The organism is Marinospirillum alkalitolerans (assembly GCF_045055655.1).
Taxonomy (GTDB): Bacteria; Pseudomonadota; Gammaproteobacteria; order Pseudomonadales; family Halomonadaceae; genus Marinospirillum; species Marinospirillum alkalitolerans.
In genome coordinates, this window is record NZ_JBANFI010000002.1 from 360,005 (window position 1) to 380,003 (window position 19,999).

Here is a 19,999-nt window from a genome sequence, read left to right on the forward strand (position 1 = left end):
CGACCTTGCCCCTTGCAAAGGTGATAGGAATCCATCATGTCTTCTTCTTTTCATCCTCAGACGGAAAGGCTTTTTCTTGGCCTCACACGCAGCGAATGTCAGGCGATTCTGCTTGGGCTGATTGCCACGCTGGCGGGAATCGGTCTGGCGCGCTTTTCCTTTACTCCGCTCCTGCCACAGTTGATTCTGGCAGGCTGGTTCAGCAGCGAACAGGCTTTCTTGCTGGGTGCAGCAAACCTCGCCGGGTATTTTACCGGCGCAGTACTCAGCCTGTTTTTTGCACGCTACTTCGCCCTGGTGCGCCTCATTCAGGCCTGCCTGATCTTGATCCTGCTGAGCTTTCTTCTGAGCAGTCAGCCCCACTGGCCTGCCCCTTGGATGAGCTGGATCTCACCCTATTCCTGGTTTGCAGGCTGGCGTTTTATTGCTGGAGCAACCGGAGCCATGCTGGTGGTGCTGGCCCCTGGATATGTGTTGAATCAGCTGCGCTTTGAGCAACGGGCGCTCGGTGGCTCGCTGGTCTTTACTGGCGTGGGGGTCGGCGCGCTGCTGTCTGCGACGCTGATTCCTGCACTGGTCGAAACCAGCCTGAGCCTAACTTGGCAAGCTTTGGCTGGCTTACAAGCCGCCATCACCCTAGTGGCCTTTTGGTTGATACAGGATCTTCAGCGCAGGACAGCACCTCAGCCGCATACGGCGGCATCAACCGCCGCGCAGCCTATCGCACCCAAAACCGGCGTCATGCTGCTCGTCGCGTTGGTGATTGTGGCGTATAGCTTTGATGCGCTGGGTTTTGTGCCGCATACCGTCTTCTGGATGGACTATCTGGTGCGCGATCTGGCCTTCTCGACACAAGCATCAAGCCTGCAATGGATTCTTTTTGGCTGCGGTGCCATGTGCGGACCGTTTATCGCCGGAATACTAGCCAGAAATATCGGCTTTCATTCCGCCTTGATGTGGGGCTTTGCGCTCAAGGGTACCGCCATCGCCTTGCCTTTGCTTTCCAGTCATCCACTCAGCCTCAGCCTGTCTTCTTTTGTGGTCGGCTTGTGGGTGCCGGGGCTGGTTGCCCTGACGTCTGGTCGCGTGGCCGAGCTAATGGGCAGCCTGCAACATCGCCAGTACTGGGCTTATGCCACGGCGGCCTTTGCGCTGGCGCAGGCGGCTTCTGGCTATCTACTAAGTGGGCTTTATCAAGCAACGCAGGATTACACCCTCTTGTTTCAGCTCGGCAGTGGCTGCTTATTCTTTGGTCTGCTGTTGCTGATCATCAGCAGTATCACGCAAAGATCTCAGCAGCATCAGCCGGCCCCGACCCCTTAAACTTCTGTCACACAAGGAATCTCACATGTCATCCATGCAGTTATTTTTGAACGCCACCTCGCCCTATGCCCGCTTTGTTCGCGTGCTGGGTTTAGAGCTTGGATTAGAAGAGCAGATCGAGCTGATCTGGGTCGATCCGTGGCAGAATGATCCAGCTCTGCTGGCCGTCAATCCAGCCGCCAAGATTCCGACCCTGCGCTGCGCGAGTGGTCAATGCCTCAGTGAGAGCCTATTGATTGCACAGTATTTACAACAGCATCCACAGGCCACGGCCTCTGCTGCCGCAGGTTCAGAGCAGGACTTAGCTTGGTTGGGTTTAGGGCAAGCGCTGATGGATGCCGCTTTTCAATCGGTGATTCATAAAAAGTATCATCCAGAGGCGGTGAAGAGTCTGCTCGATCAACGGCGGCAGGCGGCCTTGCAACGCCTCTTAGCAGAGCTAGAGCAGCAGGTTGATCAGGGTAAACTGGCCGCGAGCGCACCGACATCCAGCCTCAGTGCGGGTCAGCTCAGTCTGTTTGTCGGCCTGGATTATCTGGCGTTTCGCTGCCCAGAGTTGGATTGGCCAACCCAAGCGCCCCAGCTGGCTGCTTGGCACCAGTCACTGGCGCAACGAACCAGCTTGAGCAGCACCGCCTTTCACTAGTCTGGAAACAAGCGCTAGCTGCAGGGCGAGAGGGTCTCTCGCTCTGCAGAGGTTTCTGGTGGCAGCAAGTGCGCAAAGGCCTCCAGTTGACGCGCCAAGGCACCCTGGTTGGCCAACACCACTTGACGCGCGGCCTCAGCCTGACGCTGGCAGGCAGCGGGATCAGCCCAGAATCCAGCCAAGACCGCTGGCAGCGCACTGGCGCTGTCAACCTCGACCCGGCCATCCACCTCAGTTAAAGCCGCTGCAATCTCGGCAAAATTGTGCAACACCGGCCCTGAGATCACCGGCGTGCCAACGGCAGCAGGCTCTAGCAGGTTATGGCCGCCAATATCGGCAAAGCTACCCGCCACAACAGCCAGATCCGCCACAGCATAAAAGAAGAGCAGCTCTCCGAGTGTATCCACCAGATACACCTGCGTCTCAGGAGTCACTGGCTGCTGACTACTGCGGCGTAGATAAGAGAGACCTTGCTGCGCGATGAGTTCGGCCACCTGATCAAAGCGCTGCGGATGACGCGGCACCAGCAGGAGCAGACAACTGGGATCTTGTGCCAGCAACTGCTGATGAGCAGCCAGCAAAGGTTGATCCTCACCCTGATGGGTACTGGCGGCAATCCAGACACGCCGCTCGCCCAAGGCCGCTCGCCAAGCACTGGCTTGAGCCGGCAAGTCTTCTGGCAGCTGCAAATCATATTTAATACTGCCCGTCACTTGGAGCCTGTCCTTCTCGGCCCCCAGAGCTAACAAGCGGGCTGCATCTTCTTCCGCCTTGGCGGTGATCAGAGAAAAGGCGCTCAAGGCTTCTTTAACCAGTGGACGGATTTTGCGGTAGCCACGCATGGCCGAAGCCGATAAGCGCGCATTGGCCAGCAAAAGAGGGATACGGCGGCGGCGACAACTGGCGAGCAGGTTCGGCCACAGCTCGGTTTCAAAGACCACGCCGGCCTCCGGCTGGAGGGTGTCAATAAAACGCTCAGCGTACCAAGGCAGATCCAAAGGCAGTAGATAATGGCGCGCATCCGGCAGGCGAGCACGCACCTGCGCCGCCCCTGTTGCGGTCATGGTCGTCACCACCAGCTGATGCCGTGGATAGCGCAGCAAGAGAGCTTTCAAAAAGGGTTCGGCAGCCAACACCTCACCCACTGAGGCACAGTGCGCCCAAATCACTGAGCGCTCACTGGGCGAAACTTCACCCCGCCGCTGATAGGCAGAAAAAGCGTTGACCTTTTCTTTCGCCAGACGTCTTTGCGCCCAAGGCGTTAACAGGCACAGCAGGCCACTATACAACCCGCGCGCCAAGCTCATCCGTGCAGGGGGGCTCTTTTTCATCAGACGCTTTTATCCCGAATCGAATGCACGATGGCCGTAGTCGAAACACCGTCAACAAAACTCAGCACCTTCACCTCACCACCGGCAGCCATGACAGCCTCTGCACCAGCAATCTGGTCGATCTGATAATCACCACCCTTCACCAGTACATCGGGGAGCAGACGTTCGATCAAGCGCGCTGGCGTATCCTCAGCAAAGGGCACCACCCAATCCACGGCCTGCAAACCTGCCAGCACCTTCATCCGCTGATCCACTGGGTTAATCGGGCGCGTTGGGCCTTTTAAGCGGCTCACACTGGCATCACTGTTGACCGCAACAATCAGGCGATCACCTAGCTGGCGGGCTTCTTCTAGATAGGCCACATGGCCTGCATGCAGCAGATCAAAACAGCCATTGGTCATCACCACCTTTTCACCCCGAGCCTGCGCGGCGCGAATGGCCTCGACCAAGGTCTCTTCATTGAGCACGCCGTATTCGATCAACTTATCGCTATGTAGCGCTGCATAGATTTCAGCAATATTGATGGTCGCTGTTCCCGGCTTAGCAACCACCAGCCCTGCGGCCAGATTCGCCAGCATCACCGCCTCATCCTCTTGATGGCCCGAGGCCAAGGCCAGACCCAAGACAGCAATCACCGTATCGCCAGCCCCAGTCACATCAAAAATCTCCTGCGCGCGGGTTGGCAAATGCAGCGCGGGTTGATCAGGACGAATCAGCGACATGCCTTTTTCACTGCGCGTGATCAGCAGCGCTTCGAGTTCTAACTCGGCGATTAAATCCAGCGCTCGCCGCTCAAGTTCGGCATCATCCGCACAAGGGCCAACCACCAACTCAAATTCATGCATGTTCGGTGTCAGGAGCGTGGCACCACGATAGCGACTGAAGTCTTCGCCCTTGGGATCAACCAGCACTTTTTTACCCTGCGCACGCGCCAGCGCTATCAGGGTGCCCACATCCGCCAGCGTGCCTTTGGCATAGTCGGAAAGAATCACCAGATCAGTCTGCGCCAGTGCTTGCTGATAAACCTGTTGCAGACCCGCGCCAGCCTCGATGGGCTGCTCAAAATCTAGGCGAATCAGCTGTTGATTGCGGCTCATAATGCGCAGCTTGGTCAGCGTAGGCTGATCTGGCTGCTGATCAAAACAAGGAGTGACGCCGCGTGCTTCTAAGCTCGAAGTTAAACACGCCCCCGCCTCATCATTACCGATCACCCCCACCAAGGACACGGCAGCACCTAAGCTGGCGAGGTTCAGCGCCACGTTGGCCGCACCACCTGGGCGATCATCCCGCTGCGCGACCTTGACCACAGGCACAGGCGCTTCTGGAGAAATACGCTGCGTCGGACCCTGCCAATAACGGTCTAACATCACATCTCCAGCCACCAGAAGGCGGGCTTGCTCAAAAGCGGCGAAACGTATTTGCATCTTTTTTTCCTCTTCAGCCCATCATGGCCGGTATTGAAGGAGTGATTTTACACAGATTCAGGTCAGGCTGTCCCTGCCGATCCCTGTGCTTTTTCTTCGCTTCTTTGTCCACAGCGGCCTAGAATGGTGCCTCCTTCTTCCTGCCTTCTTGGTCATGGCTTGTATGCACCCAACACGCTCTTCGGATTCTCAAGCTTGGCTGGCCGTAATCAGCTTGGCTTTTGCAGCTTTTGTGTTCAACACCTCGGAATTTGCACCGATCGGGCTGCTCTCTGGCATTGCCGCCTCCTTTGACATGTCGATTGCCGAAACTGGCCTGATGATGACCTACTATGCCTGGGTGGTGGCGCTGGCCTCTTTACCGGCCATTCTTCTGCTCAGTGATGTAGAGCGCCGCCGCCTGCTGTTGGTGGTCTTCGGCCTGTTTATTGGCTGCCATATTGTGTCTGCCGTGGCTTGGAGCTTTAGTGTGCTGATGATTTCACGCATAGGCGTGGCGCTGGCCCATGCGGTTTTCTGGGCGATTACGGCCGCCATTGCCATGCGTATTGCTCCTGAAGGCAAACGACACCAAGCCGTCAGCTTGCTGATTACCGGCGCCACTTTAGCCAGTATTCTTGGCCTGCCGCTGGGTCGTCTGATCAGCGAGTGGATGAGCTGGCGGATGACCTTTGCACTGATCGGCCTGTGCGCCACGCTGCTCTTACTGATCACACTAAAGCTGCTGCCAAGACTACCCAGCGAGAATGCTGGCTCGATCAGCAGTCTTCCTTTGCTCCTCAAACGGCCAGCCCTGGTTGGACTTTATCTATTGATTCTGCTGGTCGTCACCGCGCATTTCACGGCCTACTCCTATATTGAACCCCTGGTACAGCAGGTGTTGGGCTTCAGTGGACATCAAACCACGCTGGTCCTGCTGATCTATGGTTGTGCGGGATTAACCGGGGCGCTGCTTTTTAGTCGCCTTTATCGATTACTCAGAGCGGGCGTGCTGCTGGTGGCGGTCGCTTTGATCGCTACCTCGCTGCTCGTGCTGGTTCCTTGGGTACAGCAGAGCGCACAGCTGGTGCTGATTGCAGCGATCTGGGGGATGGGCGTGACGCTGATGACCTTAACCGCGCAGGTGCTGGTACTGGAACTGGCCGCCGATGCCACTGATATTGCCACCGCGATGTTTTCTGGCCTTTACAATGTCGGCATCGGCGGCGGCGCTCTGATCGGCAGTCAGATTATTGTGCAAGCCGGGCTGGCACACACCAGCAGCGTTGGTGCAGCGCTCGCCTTGATCGCACTGCTGGGGTTGGTGTGTGGGCTAGGCTGGACCCTCCTGCGTCGCTGAAGCAGCCTGTGCATCCTGCGCGTCTTCCACCATCCAAGGCTCAACCGGCGCGGCACTGCGTGCACCATCTCGTGGCGAGAAGCGCTCTTCATGTAAAGCACGCAACAAGCCCCAGATCATCGCCATCACGACCACTGAAAAGGGCACCGCTGCCGCAATCACCGCCGCTTGCAGGGTATGCAGCCCACCCGCCAAGAGCAGCGCGGCGGTGAGCAAAGTCAGGCATACGCCCCAAAGCAGGCGATGGGCCACCGGCGGCTCTGCATCACCACCCGACAAGAGCGTTGTCACCACCAGCGTGCCGGCATTAGCCGAGGTCATCAAATAGGTACTGATCAACAGAATCAGCATTAAAGAGACAAACTGTGCCAGCAGAGGGTGTAATCCCATTCCCTTGACTGTTGCAAACAGCGCCGTTGAAACATCAGCATCCACCGCAGCAATAATCCCGCCGCCCTGAAAAAGCTCCTGATACAGCGCTGTTCCACCAAACAGCCCGATCCAGATCAACGTAATGCCGGTAGGCACCAGCAGCACCCCCATTACAAACTCACGCAGCGTACGACCCCGTGAAATGCGCGCAATAAACATCCCCACAAACGGGGACCAGGCCAACCACCAGCCCCAGAAAAAGACGGTCCACTCGGCCTGCCAATCACTGCCATGCGTCACATTGGTATGAAAAGTCATGCGCAAGAGCTGCTGGATATAATCTCCTGTCGCTTCAATCGTCATCCCAATCAAATACTGGGTTGGCCCAAAGAGCAGCATAAACAGCACCGCCGCAATACTGAGCCAGAAGTTGGCCTCAGACAGTAGACGCACACCCCGCGCGACGCCCGAAACCACCGAAAGGGTCGCCAGCGTCATAATCACGACAATAATCGCCAATTGCAGCTGCACAGAATCTGCCCAGCCCAACACCTCGCGCAGACCCGCATTCATCTGTTGCACACCCAGGCCCAGCGTAGTGGCTATCCCAAACACAGTGCCAAAGACCGCCAGCAGATCCACCGCATCCCCCCAGCGGCCACGCACTCGCTCACCGAGCAGCGGGTAGAGTACCGAGCGTACCGTCAACGGTAGATCATGGCGAAAGGCAAAGTAGGCCATCGCCAGCGCGACAAAAGAAAAGATCGCCCAGCCATTAATACCCCAGTGAAAGAAAGATAAGCGCATCGCGATCACCGCCGCCTCAGCATCCGACACACTGGCATCCATAAAAGGATTGGCTTGAAATTGCAGGATTGGCTGCGCCACCGACCAAAAAAGAATACCCACACCGGTACCGGCCGCAAACAGCATGCTCACCCAAGAAAAGAAGGTAAATTCTGGGCTTTCGCCATCTGCCCCTAGGCGCACATTTTTATAGCGCCCCACGCCCAGCCAGATCATAAAGAATAATAAGAAGGCCACCAGCAGCACGTAGTACCATTCCAGCAGTGGATTCAGCCCTGTCCGCACAGCCTGCATCAGCTGCGCACTGGCCTCACCAAACAGGCTGATCAACACCACCGTGCCCAACACCATGCCCAGCGCGATGCAACTCATCGCCCGATTCATGCCTTTGAAGATGCCCTGCTGGGTCTGGTTGTACATCGCTCTCCCGCCTTTTGAATAAAAATCATGAATAGAAAAGCGGTCATTTTGACAAAATGATTTATAGATGGCCAGCAAAGAGGCTTGAGGGACAGGTTATCAACCATCTGAAGCAACAGCTGTTCGTAAAGACCGAAATCACCTAATTGCAGCGCCAAGGCATCTGGCAGGGTGCTGACTGTTTGATAAGTCTCAAGCTGGTCGAGGAGTTGGTAGGCTGGCATTTTACTGAGATCAGAAAAATAGAAGTGTGTTGCCCAACCAACAATAACCTAGAGCTTTTATATGATCTAACCTCACACCGTCAAATGCTGTTTGATCAGTCCATCACTCAGCGCTGCGATCTCCCCTTCTGCCAGGTTCTGGCCGCGGTCTATGATGACAAAGCGGTCTGCAAATTTCCGGGCAAAGGGGAGTTTCTGTTCCACCAGCAGGACGGTGAGTTGTTCTTCACTAATCAGCTTGCGGATGACCTCGCCGATCTGTTGCACGATATTGGGCTGGATGCCTTCACCGGGTTCGTCGAGGATCAGCAGGCGCGGTTCCAGCACCAAGGCACGACCGATGGCCAGTTGCTGTTGCTGACCACCGGAGAGATCACCACCACGGCGGTGGCGCATGTCCTTGAGTACCGGAAAGAGCTCGTAGATTTTTTCAGGGATCTTCTTCAGGCCATCGCCGCGTGCAGCCAATCCGGTGCGCAGGTTTTCTTCCACCGTTAATAGCGGAAAGATCTGGCGGCCCTGGGGTACAAATCCAATACCCAGGCGGGAGCGGTCTTCCAGCCGTTTACGGGTCAGGTCGATGCCATCATCGTACTGAATGTTGCCATCACGGATCATCACTTCACCCATGATGCTTTTCATCAGGGTGGTTTTGCCCACACCATTGCGGCCCATCACACAGGTGCACTGGCCTTTGGGAACGGTCAGTGACAGGTTGCGCAGGGTGTGGCTCTGGCCGTAATACTGGTTGAGTGCATTGATCGTGAGCATCAGGCTTCTTCTCCAAGGTAAACTTCAATCACACGCGGATCAGACGACACCTGATCCATACTGCCTTCGGCCAGAACACTGCCCTGGTGCAAAACCGTCACCTTGCGGGCAATCGAGCGGACAAAGCCCATATCATGCTCCACCACGACCACCGATTGCTGGCCTGCCAGACCGATCAACAGCTCGGCAGTGCGCTCCATTTCTTGTTCAGTCATACCGGCCACCGGCTCATCCACCAGCAGCAGGCGCGGTTTCTGCATCAGCAGCATGCCGATTTCTAGCCATTGTTTTTGACCATGCGAGAGGATGCCAGCAAGCTGATGCTGCTGCTCAAGCAAGCCAGTCAACGCCAACACCTCTTCGATCGCTTCGCGTATTGTTCCGTTAAGACGTTCAGTCAAGGTTGGCAACAAGCCTTTATCAGTGGCTCGCGCCAGCTCCAAATTGTGAAACACGGTCAGCGCTTCAAACACGGTGGGCTTTTGAAACTTGCGCCCAACGCCAAGGCTAGCGATTTCTGGCTCGCTCATTTGCAGGAGATTATGACGACTGCCAAACCAGACCGACCCTTCATCCGGGCGGGTCTTGCCGGTGATGATATCCATCATGGTGGTTTTGCCTGCGCCATTCGGGCCGATAATGCAGCGCAGCTCACCGTCATCAATCGTCAGGTTCAATTTGTTGATGGCCCGGAAGCCATCAAAGCTGACACTGACATCTTCGAGATACAAGATAGGACCGTGGCTGACATCCACTGGAGAGGGGCGTGGCAACATAAAATCAAAGACACGCTCGCGATCGGCCAATTGTCTCAGCAAACTCATATTGACTGCTCCTGTTGAAGTGAGGTGTCTACCGCTCGGGTTGGCTGCGAAGGCTGACGTACCCAGTGGAGACGATGGAGCAAACCGGCGATGCCCTGCGGCAAAAAGACCGTCACCACAACAAACAACGCCCCTAGCGCGAAGAGCCAAGCATCGGGCATGACACCGGTGAACCAGCTTTTGGCATAGTTGACCAGCAGCGCGCCGATCACCGCACCGTAGAGGGTCGCCCGTCCACCCAGCGCCACCCAGATCACAATTTCAATCGAAAACAACGGTGAGAACTCACCAGGGTTGATAATGCCGACTTGCGGCACATAAAGAGCACCGGCCACACCGGCCAGCATGGCGGAAACCACAAACACCGAGAGCTGTACCCGCTCAACGCGATAGCCCAAAAAGCGGGTGCGTGCCTCTGCATCACGGCTTGCAATACACACCCGCCCTAGCTTGCTGGTAACAATCGCGCGACACAGCAGATAACCCAGCGCCAGCGCCACGCCAGTGACCAGAAATAACACCAAACGCATGCTATCAGTACGAAGATCCCATCCAAGAAGATCCCGAAAATCGGTCAGACCATTATTGCCACCAAAGCCCATTTCATTGCGGAAGAAGGCCAGCATCAGCGCAAAGGTCAGCGCTTGAGTCATAATCGACAGATAAACACCCGTCACCCGTGAGCGAAAAGCCAGATAGCCAAACACAAAGGCCAACAGCCCAGGTACCAGCAGCACCATCAAGGCCGCAAACCAGAAGGAATCAAAGCCTAGCCAATACCAGGGCAGCACATCCCAGTTCAGGAACACCATAAAATCTGGCAGCTCTGGGTGGCCATAGACCCCGCGTTCACCGATCTGGCGCATCAGATACATGCCCATGGCATAGCCCCCCAGCGCAAAAAAGGCACCATGCCCAAGGCTGAGAATCCCCAGATAGCCCCAAACGAGATCCACCGCGACGGCCAGCAAGGCATAACTCAGGTATTTACCCAGCAAATTCACGGTATAGGCAGACACATGCAGTGGATGCCCAGCTGGGACGACAAGATGCAGCAGGGTGACGAGACTCATCGCCACCAGCAGCACACCCAGAAACAGGCGTGTTGAACGTTCATACAGCGGTTGTGTGAGCCACATAAGCTAGTCTCCGGCGGCACGACCCTTTTGCGGAAATAATCCGCGTGGGCGTTTCTGAATAAACAGGATGATAAAAATCAGTACGAGGATTTTGGCCAGTACCGCACCAGCCCAAGGCTCGAGCAGCTGGTTAATCACACCTAAGGAGAGGCCTGCAATCAAGGTGCCCCATAGGTTGCCCACACCGCCAAACACCACCACCATAAAAGAATCGATAATATAGGCTTGCCCCAAGTTGGGGCCGACATTGGTCAGTTGTGACAGGGCGACACCGGCCAGTCCAGCGACGCCAGAGCCCAGACCAAAGGTGAGCATGTCGACACGGGTGGCACGAATGCCCATAGAGCGTGCCATGTTGCGGTTCTGGGTAACGGCGCGCACTTCTAATCCCAATCGAGTGCGGCGCAGGATATAGATCAGAGCAGCAAACACCAGCAGCGCAAAAGCCATGATATAAAGGCGATTCAGTGTCAATGACAGCGCATCATTGACCATAATCGAGCCGCTCATCCATTCCGGTGTCACCACGGTACGGTTCAGAGGAGAAATCACCGTACGCACTAGCTGCTGCAAAATCAGGCTCACACCAAAGGTGGCCAGCAGCGTTTCCAGCGGACGCCCCTTCAAGAACTGGATCACACCGCGTTCGATGGCAATGCCGGTGAGTCCGGCAACCATAAAGCCAGCTGGAATCGATAACAGCAGTGCCAGGCCAGGTTGATCCGGCAACAGCTGTTGCATCGCCCAAGTGGTATAGGCCCCCAGCATGATCAACTCGCCATGTGCCATGTTGATCACCCCCATCACGCCAAAGGTAATCGCCAGACCTATCGCCGCCAACAGCAACACACTGCCCATCGAGACACCAAAATACAGCGTCTCAGCAATACGATTCAGTTTGAGCTTTTGTTCAATACCCAGCAGCGCCTGACGGGCAGCCTCAGCTAAAAGCGCATCTTCACTCTGCTGGGCTCGGTTCAAGGCCACACGGGCACGACTATGTAAACTGCCTGCCAGCCCATCCACTGCGCGGATATCACCCTGCTCAACTTGATAAATCGCCAGGGCCAACGCCAAACGCTGCCCAACTCGGGAATCCGTTTCAGTGATCAGAACATCAGGCAATCGCTGTGCCAGATGAACATCGACCTCACCAATCAAGCGCTCTGCTGCTGCACGGCGCAGACTGATGTCATCCGCATCGAGATCCATTAAAGCCAGAGCACTGCGCAGCTGGTTGCGCAGCGTATTGTTGATGCTGATCCGGTTCAGATCTCGGCGCGTCACTCGACCCAAGGCTTCTTGACTCAAGGCATCCATGATCAATGCGTCGCGACCACTTGTGCTCTCAATCACCACAAAGCGCCCATCGTGAAGGCGTTGCAGATGGCCTTCTAACAAGGCAGAGAGCCACAGGCGTGCCTGAGGCTGCTCACTATCGATAATGCGCTGAATAGCCTGGCCTTTTTCAACAAAAGAGCGGGTATCCAGTGCCTCAAGCAGCGCCTGACGTGGATCAGGTTCGGGAGCTGCCTGAGCCAGACCAAAAGGCAGCCAGCTGAGCAGCACAACAAAGATGAATAACTGGGGCATAGATCACACCTTGGGTTCAGGTCACTGATACGCCATGGACACCAGCAAGGCGCCATGACGCTTCCTTTTACGCGCTAGGTGTTACTCGCCAAGTGCAGAGCGCGCATCGGCGGCAGCTGTACTGCCACCACAGCGCCCTGTGCGCACGTTGTAGTTGCCGCAGCTCATTGGCACGCGCCAATCAGAGACCAGATCACGAGAACCAGGCAGGAAGTTCGACCAGGCATCGCCAGAGACTGTCCCTGGTGTTTGCCAGACCACTTCAAACTGACCATCGGATTGAATTTCGCCAATCAGCACAGGTTTTGTGATGTGGTGATTGGGCAGCATCACGGCATAGCTGCCGGTCAGGTTAGGAACGACAACGCCATAAATCGCATCGCGTACAGCATCAACATCTGTGGTCCCCGCACGATTGACTGCCTCGACCCACATGTTGAAGCCGATATAGTGAGCTTCCATAGGATCATTGGTGACGGCATTGGCATCGCCCTTATAAGCCTGCCAAGCCTCAATAAAGGCATGGTTTTCTTCAGCATCCACGCTCATAAAGTAGTTCCAGGCGGCCAGATGCCCCACCAGCGGACCTGTATCGAGGCCAGAAAGCTCCTGCTCGCCGACAGAAAAGGCAATGACGGGCAGATCGCCAGCATCGATACCTTGGTTCGCCAGTTCACGATAGAAGGGCACATTGGCATCGCCATTAATCGTCGAGATCACTGCCGTGCGCTGCCCTGCCGTACCAAAACGCCGCACTTGCGACACAATGTTCTGCCAGTCGGAATGACCAAAAGGGGTGTAGTTGACCATGATGTCGCTTGCGGCCACACCGTGCACATCCTTCAAGTAGGCTTCCAGAATACGGTTGGTCGTGCGTGGATAAACATAATCTGTTCCCAGCAAAGCAAAGCGCTCGATACCCAATTCATTGATTAAATAATCCACAGCTGGAATTGCCTGTTGATTAGGTGCCGCGCCGGTATAAAACACATTGCGTGAGGATTCTTCGCCCTCATATTGCACTGGATAAAAGAGCAAGCCATTGAGCTCTTCAAAAACGGGCAGAACCGCTTTGCGCGAAACAGAGGTCCAGTTGCCAAAAACGACATCCACCTGATGCTGCGCGAGGAGTTCACGGGCACGCTCGGCAAATAACGGCCAGTTAGAGGCAGGGTCCACCACCACGGCTTCCAGTGGACGACCCAGAACACCGCCTTGTGCATTTTGCTGTTCTATCAGCATTTCGATCGTATCGCGCAGTACCGACTCGCTGATGGCCATCGTGCCGCTCAGTGAATGCAGTACACCAACGCGGATGGGGTCCTGAGCCAAGGCGCTCAGGCTGGTGAAACCTACGAGCGCACTCAAAGAAGTGACCTGGGCGACTTTTTTGACTTGATGCATGATCTTTTTCATCGACAACTCCGTTTCACTAGATTCAGTTCGTTGCAGCCTGTGGGCTGCGATCTTGTCTGCTGGTCTTGAAGGTAAAGAATGGATTTAGGCTTCCTGATGCCTCGCTCTGGCTTCCTGCAACATATGTATTGTTATTTTTCTGACTTCATCCCGGCTGACTGAGATATGACTCGTCATCAACCGTTGGGCATGATCGGTACGACGCTGCTCGATGGCTTCCAAAATGGCAGCGTGTTCTTGATAGGTGGCACTAATGCGATAGTCCTTGGTGAAATCCAGACGGCGAATAATATGAATCCGCTCGCTGATATCCCGATGCACCTGAGCCATCTGCTGATTGCCTGCTGCTGCCACAAGATCAGAATGAAACTCTCGATCTCGCTCGCTGAGACGAATATCGGTGAGCCACTGGGCCTCTGGAACCAGCCAGAAATCGCGCAGCGCTTGCAATTGAGCCGGCCGACTGGTGAGCTGACACAGGCGCTCAATCGCCGCTTTTTCCAGCAGAATGCGAACATCGTAAAGTTCTTCAAACACTTTGAAATCAAAGGGCTTAACCTGCCAGCCACTGCGAAAATGCACATCGACATAGTGTTCGCGCCGCAAACGGTAGAGGGCTTCACGCACGGGTGTTCGGCTGGCTTCAAAACGCTCAGCGATTTCGGCCTCGCTAAAGAAGTCACCTGGCAGCAATTGAAAGTTGAAAATCATCGCCTTGATCTGGCCATAAATCCGCTCCGCTAGGCTTTCACGCCTGGCCGGCTTAGGATGCTTATTGAGGAAGTTGGCTGGACTCATGCCACCTGCTCCTCAGCGATGTGATGGGGCGCCAAGATAGCCAGCAGCTCACCCGCTCGGACGGGCTGACCGGGTGAGCAATGAAAACCCTCCACACGACCAGCGATAGGCGCTTTGATCTCGACTTCCATCTTCATAGCTTCAAGCACCAGCAGGGTGTCACCGGCGGCCACTTCAGTGCCAGGTTCGACCAGCAGCTTCCAGACGTTACCGGCAATTTCCGCCGTCACTGGGGTTTGGCTGGCATCCAACCCTGCACCTGTATTCGGTATTTCTGCCTGAGTGATGGCCGGAGGTGCGATATCCTCGGCACTCCAGCGGCTGATTTCCTCACTGAAAGCCTGCTGCTGACGGCTCTGGAAAGCACTGATGCTGTCAGCCTGATCTTCAAGGAATTGCAGGTACTGTGCGACATCAAATACTTCCTGCTCAATGCGGCACTGAAAACGTCCGTGGCGGAAATCTTCCCGCAGGACATCCAGCTCTTCCTCGGTGACTGGGTAAAAACACACCTGATCAAAAAAGCGCAACAGCCAGGGGGCATCAGGCGCAAACTGGCGATTTTTCAGCCAGGTATTCCAGATCGGCAGGGTGCGCCCCACCAGCTGATAACCCCCAGGGGAGTCCATGCCGTAGATGCACATATACATGCCACCAATACCCACGGTGCCTTCAGCAGTATGAGTACGGGCCGGGTTGTACTTGGAACTCAGCAGACGGTGGCGTGGGTCCAGCGGCACTGCACAGGGCGCACCCAGATACACATCGCCCAACCCGAGCACCAGATAACGGGCGCTGTAGAGGGTGTCCTGCACCTGTTCACGGCTGACACCATTGATGCGGCTGATAAAATCCACATTGTTCGGCAACCAGGGTGCCTGATCGCGCACGGTTTCGCGGTAACGCTGCACGGCATCCAGGGTGGCGGAGTCTTCAAAGGCCATCGGCAGGTGCAGCACCCGAGTCGGCAGCTTCACTGTGGATGGATCAACGAGAGTAGCTTCCAGCTGCGTGAGCAGAGCCAAGAGTTGTTGCTGGTGCAGTTGCTGGCCGTCATAACGAATCTGCAGGGAGCGCACACCCGGTGCCAGTTCCAGCACACCAGGAAGGGCACGGTCTTTCAGCGCTTGCATCAGCAGGTGAACACGAATACGGGTGGTCAGATCGAGCAGGTTTTCGCCGTATTCCATCAGGATGTAACCATCACCGGCCTGACGATAAACCACCTGCGGACGCTCGTCCGTGGCGGGCAGCGTGGCCAGCACACAGGGAGAAGCCGCAGCAGCACTGGCATTAAAAGTGGCTGCATCCGTTTTTTCAGCAATCAGGTTGGCATCCAGTGGCGGTAATGCACGCAAGGCGGATGGCAGGGGTTGTAGGGTGTGGATGGCCTGATCCCAGGCTTGTTCCAGCGCCACTGCCGCATCAAAGGTCATCGGCACAAAACGGATGGTGTCACCGGGTTTCACCTGCCCTACCTTCCAGAGTTCGGCACGGGCAATGGTGACCGGACAGACAAAACCACCCAAGCTGGGGCCATCCTTCATCAAGATTACTGGGCTGTCGCCGGTGAAGTTCACCGCACCGATGGCGTATTCACAATCGTGGACATTGGAAGGGTGCAGACCGGCTTCCCCGCCATCGGTTCTGGCCCATTCCAGCACCGGACCCACCAGACGCACACCCAATCGGTTGGCGTTGTAATGCACTTCCCAGTCGGTAGCAAAAAAGGTTTCAAAAGAGGCCTGAGTGAAAAAGTCAGGTGCACCGTGCGGGCCGACCAGCACACCGATCTGCCACTGCTGACCGTAAGCGGGTACCAGCGCTGCCGGTGCCTGTGCCGGAGCGGCAAGATCAGTGGTTTCCGGCAGCAGCTCCAGCAGATCACCGGCACGCAAAGTGCGGCCGCAGAAACCACCGAACTGACCCAGTGCAAAGGTGGAACGACTGCCCAGATACACTGGTACATCCAGACCACCCCGAATCGCCAGATAGGCCCGGCAGCCGCTTTTGGCCTGCCCTAGACTCAGCACCTGACCAGCCTTCACGGCCACCGCCTGCCAGCTCGGCAAGGGCTGATCATCCAGGGTGGCGGACTCACAGGCACCGGTGACAGCGATCACGGTATCAATATTGAATTTCAGGGTCGGGCCGATCAGGGTGGCTTCAATGCCAGCGGCATCTGCGGGGTTGCCCACCAGGCGGTTGGCCAGTGCAAAGGCCTTGTCATCCATGGGGCCGGATGGTGGCACACCGATATCCCAGTAACCCAGACGACCCGGCAGATCCTGCACACTGGTGTAGGTGCCGGGCATCAGCACTTCTACACTGCGACTGGTGTAGCTGAAATGATCCAGCGCACGGGTGGATACCTGCCCTGCTGCAAAGTCTTGATCCGCCAGCACCGCACGCAGGTATTCCAGATTGGTGGGAATACCATAAAAGCGGGTCGCGGCCAGTGCAGCCCGCAGGCGACTGAGGGCTTCCGCACGATCCTCACCATAAGCAATGATCTTGGCAATCATCGGGTCAAAACCAGAGGAGACTTCACTGCCGTTTTCAACACAGCCATCCACACGGATGCCCGGCAAGTCATCAGGCAGAATGACTTCACTCAGGCTACCGGGGCTAGGCTGAAAGTTCTTCAAGGGGTTTTCGGCATACACCCGCACTTCCATCGCAGCACCCTGCGGGATGATGTTACGCAGGGGTGTTAGATCTGCTTGACCGGCTGCCACCGCTAACATCTGCTCGATCAAATCCAGCCCAGTGACACATTCAGTGACTGGGTGTTCCACCTGCAAACGGGTGTTCACTTCGAGAAAATAAAAAGCATCCTTGGCGGCATCGTAGATGAACTCCACGGTACCGGCACTACGATAGTTCACGCTGCGCCCCAGACTTTCGGCAGCTTCAATCAGCGCCTTGCGGGTGGCCGCAGGCAGATGCGGTGCTGGGGTTTCTTCCACCACCTTCTGATGACGACGCTGCAGGGAGCAATCGCGCTCACCCAGCGCCACTACTTCACCCAGACCGTCCCCCAGCAGTTGCACTTCCACATGGCGGGCATGGTCAATGCAGTGCTCCAGAAACACACTACCATCATTAAAATACTGCTGCCCAAGACGCACCACCCGGTCATAGGCTTCACGCAGTTCATCAGCCGTGTTGCAGCGGGTCATGCCGATGCCGCCCCCGCCTGCAGTGCTTTTTAACATCACCGGATAACTGATGCGCTCGGCCTCTTCCAGCGCCTGATCCAGACTCTGCAACAGGTCACTGCCCGGTGTCAGTGGCACACCAGCGGCTTCAGCCAGAGCACGGGCACGGTGCTTCAGGCCAAAATCTCGAATCTGGCTGGCAGTGGGACCAATGAAGGTGATGCCTTCAATGTCACAGCGCTCGGCAAACTCGGCGCTTTCCGACAGAAAACCATAGCCAGGATAAATGGCCTCGGCACCGGTGTTGTGTGCTGCGGCCAGAATCTTGTCCATGTCCAGATAGGTTTCATCGGCCCGATGACCGGCCAGAGAAACCGCCACATCCGCTTCGCGCACATGGATGGCATTGCGATCATCCTCGGCATACACAGCCACACTGCGAATGCCCAGACGTTTGAGAGTACGAATGGCTCGGCAAGCAATTTCGCCACGATTGGCAATCAGCACAGTAGAGAAGTAACGGTGGCTTGTTGCATTCATACGAGAGTCTCCTGAGATTTTTTCAGATCGGCGATGTAAGCGCGCCAGCCGCCGAAGTGGGTGATGTCTTGTGCACTGCAAAGTGCTAGCGGTTCACAGATGAATCCCTTGACGCTGCGTCCGTCTTGCAGCAGCAGATTGCCTATCCCGAGAGGCTCAGGAATTTCGGCCACAAAGGCCCCAAAGTTCGCCAGCGGCACATCCCAGAGCTCCACCAAAATGGATGCCCCCTTCTCCGCCACCCGCGCCAATCCCGGTTTTGGTGGCGTGGTATTAGCCAGGGCATAAAGGCGGTACTCGGGCGCGGTCTGGGTGGCCTCCACAAAGCTGGCCTGGCGAGTGGTGAGCTGAAAATTCAGTGGCATACCGCGCAGATGGGCACCCACCACGGCCACCCTGACAGCACCGGGAGCCACAGGTTTGCTGGTCACTGCTGCAGGCTTGAAGGCCTGATCAGTGGCCCCCAGAGGGAGCGGTAGCTGCTGCTGCCAACGACGACCGAAATCCGCCAGCGCAAAATCCTGCCAAGCGTTGGCAATCAAGGTGATGCCAGCTGGCAAACCATCACTACGAAAAGGGGCAGGCAGCGCCAGCGCGCAAAGATCAGCCAGATTGGTGAAGTTGGTGTAGGTGCCAAACTGAGCGTTATAAAGAAGGGGTTCCTGCTGCATGGCTGCTAGGGTACGGAGGGTCGGTGAAGTCGGCACCACCAAGGCATCCACCTGCTGTAATTGCAGCTGAATGCAGCGGGCCAGCTCCTGCCTGCGGTATTCAGCCGCGAAACTCTCTAGCGCCGTGTAGGCCTGACCTTGACTGACGATGGCATGCACCACTGGGTCCATGGCGTCTGGCTGCGCTAGCAGCGCCCCAACTGCATGAGTGCGTTCAGCTACCCAGGGTCCTTGATACAACAAGGCAGCCAATTCACTGAAAGGCGTAAAATCAATTTCCACCAGCTCGGCCAGTGATGCCAGTTCACTGCGGGCCTGCTCAAAAGCGGCCTGCATGGCGGTATCACCAAAAAACTCCAGTTGTGCCGGAATCGCCAGACGCGGACGCTCCGGCATGCCCACAGCGGCAGACTGAGGGCTGCGGCGGGAAAAAGCATCATCCAGATCCTGCTCGGCACCTAGGATGTGCGATACCTGCACAGCATCATCCACCGTCAGGGCAAACACCGAAACACAGTCCAGTGAACGGCAGGCCGGCACCACACCCTTGTTGGAAAACCAGCCCCGCGTGGGCTTTAACCCCACAATATTATTAAAACCGGCAGGGACTCGACCGGAACCGGCCGTATCAGTACCCAGTGCAAAAGGCACCAATCCTCGCGCCACGACTGAAGCAGAACCCGAACTGGAACCACCGGAGACATAAGCAGGATCAAAAGCGTTGGGTACAGCACCATAGGGGGAACGAGTGCCCACCAGACCGGTGGCAAACTGATCCAGGTTGGTCTTGCCGATCAACACCGCACCGGCTGCTTTTAGGCGGGCCACCACCGTAGCATCCTCAGTAGCGGTATAGCTGAACGCCGGACAGGCTGCAGTGGTCGGCCAGCCTGCGGCATCAATATTATCCTTGATGGCGAAGGGCACACCCAATAAAGGCAGAGACTCACCTGCTGCCCGCAGCTCTTGCAACTGCTGCCACTGGAGATGCAATTCATTGAAAGAAGCGAGATCAATCCAAGCCGGATCTTCTGCTGGTGATGGTAAAGCCGAAAGTAGAGCTTGAAGCCTTTGCCAACCCTGATCATCTTGTTGGGCCAGCTGCCACTGCTCAAGTGTCCAACCAAGCGTTTCTATTTGCGTCTGCATTGATACCACCTTGTGCTCTTACTTGTATACAAGGCATAAAGCACAGGAGGC

General features: G+C 56.3%; 14 protein-coding genes. 3 read left to right on the forward strand and 11 right to left on the reverse strand.

All coding sequences use genetic code 11. The annotated features are described in order from the left end of the window. Positions 1–36 precede the first annotated feature (36 nt). Positions 37–1,323 carry a YbfB/YjiJ family MFS transporter gene (locus V6U78_RS04665; protein WP_405337798.1) on the forward strand — a complete coding sequence of 429 codons (1,287 nt, stop codon included), beginning with the start codon at positions 37–39 and terminating at the stop codon, positions 1,321–1,323. 25 nt (positions 1,324–1,348) lie between these two features. Continuing rightward, positions 1,349–1,969, forward strand: a complete 621-nt coding sequence (locus V6U78_RS04670) for a glutathione S-transferase family protein (protein ID WP_405337801.1) — start codon at positions 1,349–1,351, stop codon at positions 1,967–1,969. Between the two features lie 14 nt (positions 1,970–1,983). On the opposite strand, the gene waaA is transcribed toward V6U78_RS04670, so the two are convergent. Together waaA and hldE are read right to left on the reverse strand one after the other, a co-directional pair. Beyond that, entirely contained in the window at positions 1,984–3,300 is a 1,317-nt protein-coding gene (waaA, locus tag V6U78_RS04675; RefSeq protein ID WP_405337804.1) for a lipid IV(A) 3-deoxy-D-manno-octulosonic acid transferase, read from the reverse strand. Beyond that, on the reverse strand, positions 3,300–4,724 hold the full coding sequence (hldE, locus tag V6U78_RS04680) for a bifunctional D-glycero-beta-D-manno-heptose-7-phosphate kinase/D-glycero-beta-D-manno-heptose 1-phosphate adenylyltransferase HldE (protein ID WP_405337807.1): 1,425 nt from the start codon (positions 4,722–4,724) through the stop codon (positions 3,300–3,302). Before hldE ends, waaA begins: the two co-directional genes overlap by 1 nt. A 163-nt stretch (positions 4,725–4,887) precedes the next feature. Between hldE and V6U78_RS04685 the strand changes: the two genes are divergently transcribed. After that, positions 4,888–6,063, forward strand: coding sequence for a sugar transporter (locus tag V6U78_RS04685; RefSeq protein ID WP_405337810.1), 1,176 nt, complete (start codon positions 4,888–4,890; stop codon positions 6,061–6,063). Here the strand turns inward: V6U78_RS04685 and V6U78_RS04690 are convergent. The 9 genes from V6U78_RS04690 to atzF all read right to left on the reverse strand — a co-directional run bounded on the left by V6U78_RS04690 (position 6,037) and on the right by atzF (position 19,948). Further along, positions 6,037–7,662 carry a BCCT family transporter gene (locus tag V6U78_RS04690; protein WP_405337813.1) on the reverse strand — a complete coding sequence of 542 codons (1,626 nt, stop codon included), beginning with the start codon at positions 7,660–7,662 and terminating at the stop codon, positions 6,037–6,039. The genes V6U78_RS04685 and V6U78_RS04690 overlap by 27 nt on opposite strands. Positions 7,663–7,958: 296 nt before the next feature. Continuing rightward, complete coding sequence (urtE, locus tag V6U78_RS04695) at positions 7,959–8,657, reverse strand: urea ABC transporter ATP-binding subunit UrtE (protein WP_405337816.1); 699 nt, start codon at positions 8,655–8,657, stop codon at positions 7,959–7,961. Beyond that, complete coding sequence (urtD, locus tag V6U78_RS04700; RefSeq protein ID WP_405337819.1) at positions 8,657–9,481, reverse strand: urea ABC transporter ATP-binding protein UrtD; 825 nt, start codon at positions 9,479–9,481, stop codon at positions 8,657–8,659. Before urtD ends, urtE begins: the two co-directional genes overlap by 1 nt. Then, positions 9,478–10,620 carry an urea ABC transporter permease subunit UrtC gene (gene urtC, locus V6U78_RS04705; RefSeq protein WP_405337822.1) on the reverse strand — a complete coding sequence of 381 codons (1,143 nt, stop codon included), beginning with the start codon at positions 10,618–10,620 and terminating at the stop codon, positions 9,478–9,480. Before urtC ends, urtD begins: the two co-directional genes overlap by 4 nt. Before the next feature lie 3 nt (positions 10,621–10,623). After that, complete coding sequence (gene urtB / locus V6U78_RS04710; protein WP_405337825.1) at positions 10,624–12,213, reverse strand: urea ABC transporter permease subunit UrtB; 1,590 nt, start codon at positions 12,211–12,213, stop codon at positions 10,624–10,626. 81 nt (positions 12,214–12,294) lie between these two features. Further along, positions 12,295–13,629 (reverse strand): urea ABC transporter substrate-binding protein, encoded by a 1,335-nt coding sequence (urtA, locus tag V6U78_RS04715; protein ID WP_405337828.1) that lies wholly within the window; start codon positions 13,627–13,629, stop codon positions 12,295–12,297. A gap of 84 nt (positions 13,630–13,713) precedes the next feature. Next, positions 13,714–14,427: a GntR family transcriptional regulator gene (locus V6U78_RS04720; protein WP_405337831.1), complete on the reverse strand. Its 714-nt coding sequence runs from the start codon at positions 14,425–14,427 to the stop codon at positions 13,714–13,716. Continuing rightward, a complete protein-coding gene (gene uca / locus V6U78_RS04725; protein ID WP_405337834.1) occupies positions 14,424–18,128 on the reverse strand; it encodes an urea carboxylase in 3,705 nt (1,234 codons plus the stop codon). The genes V6U78_RS04720 and uca overlap by 4 nt, the downstream gene beginning before the upstream one ends. Continuing rightward, positions 18,125–19,948 carry an allophanate hydrolase gene (atzF, locus tag V6U78_RS04730; RefSeq protein ID WP_405337837.1) on the reverse strand — a complete coding sequence of 608 codons (1,824 nt, stop codon included), beginning with the start codon at positions 19,946–19,948 and terminating at the stop codon, positions 18,125–18,127. The genes uca and atzF overlap by 4 nt, the downstream gene beginning before the upstream one ends. Positions 19,949–19,999: the final 51 nt, after the last annotated feature.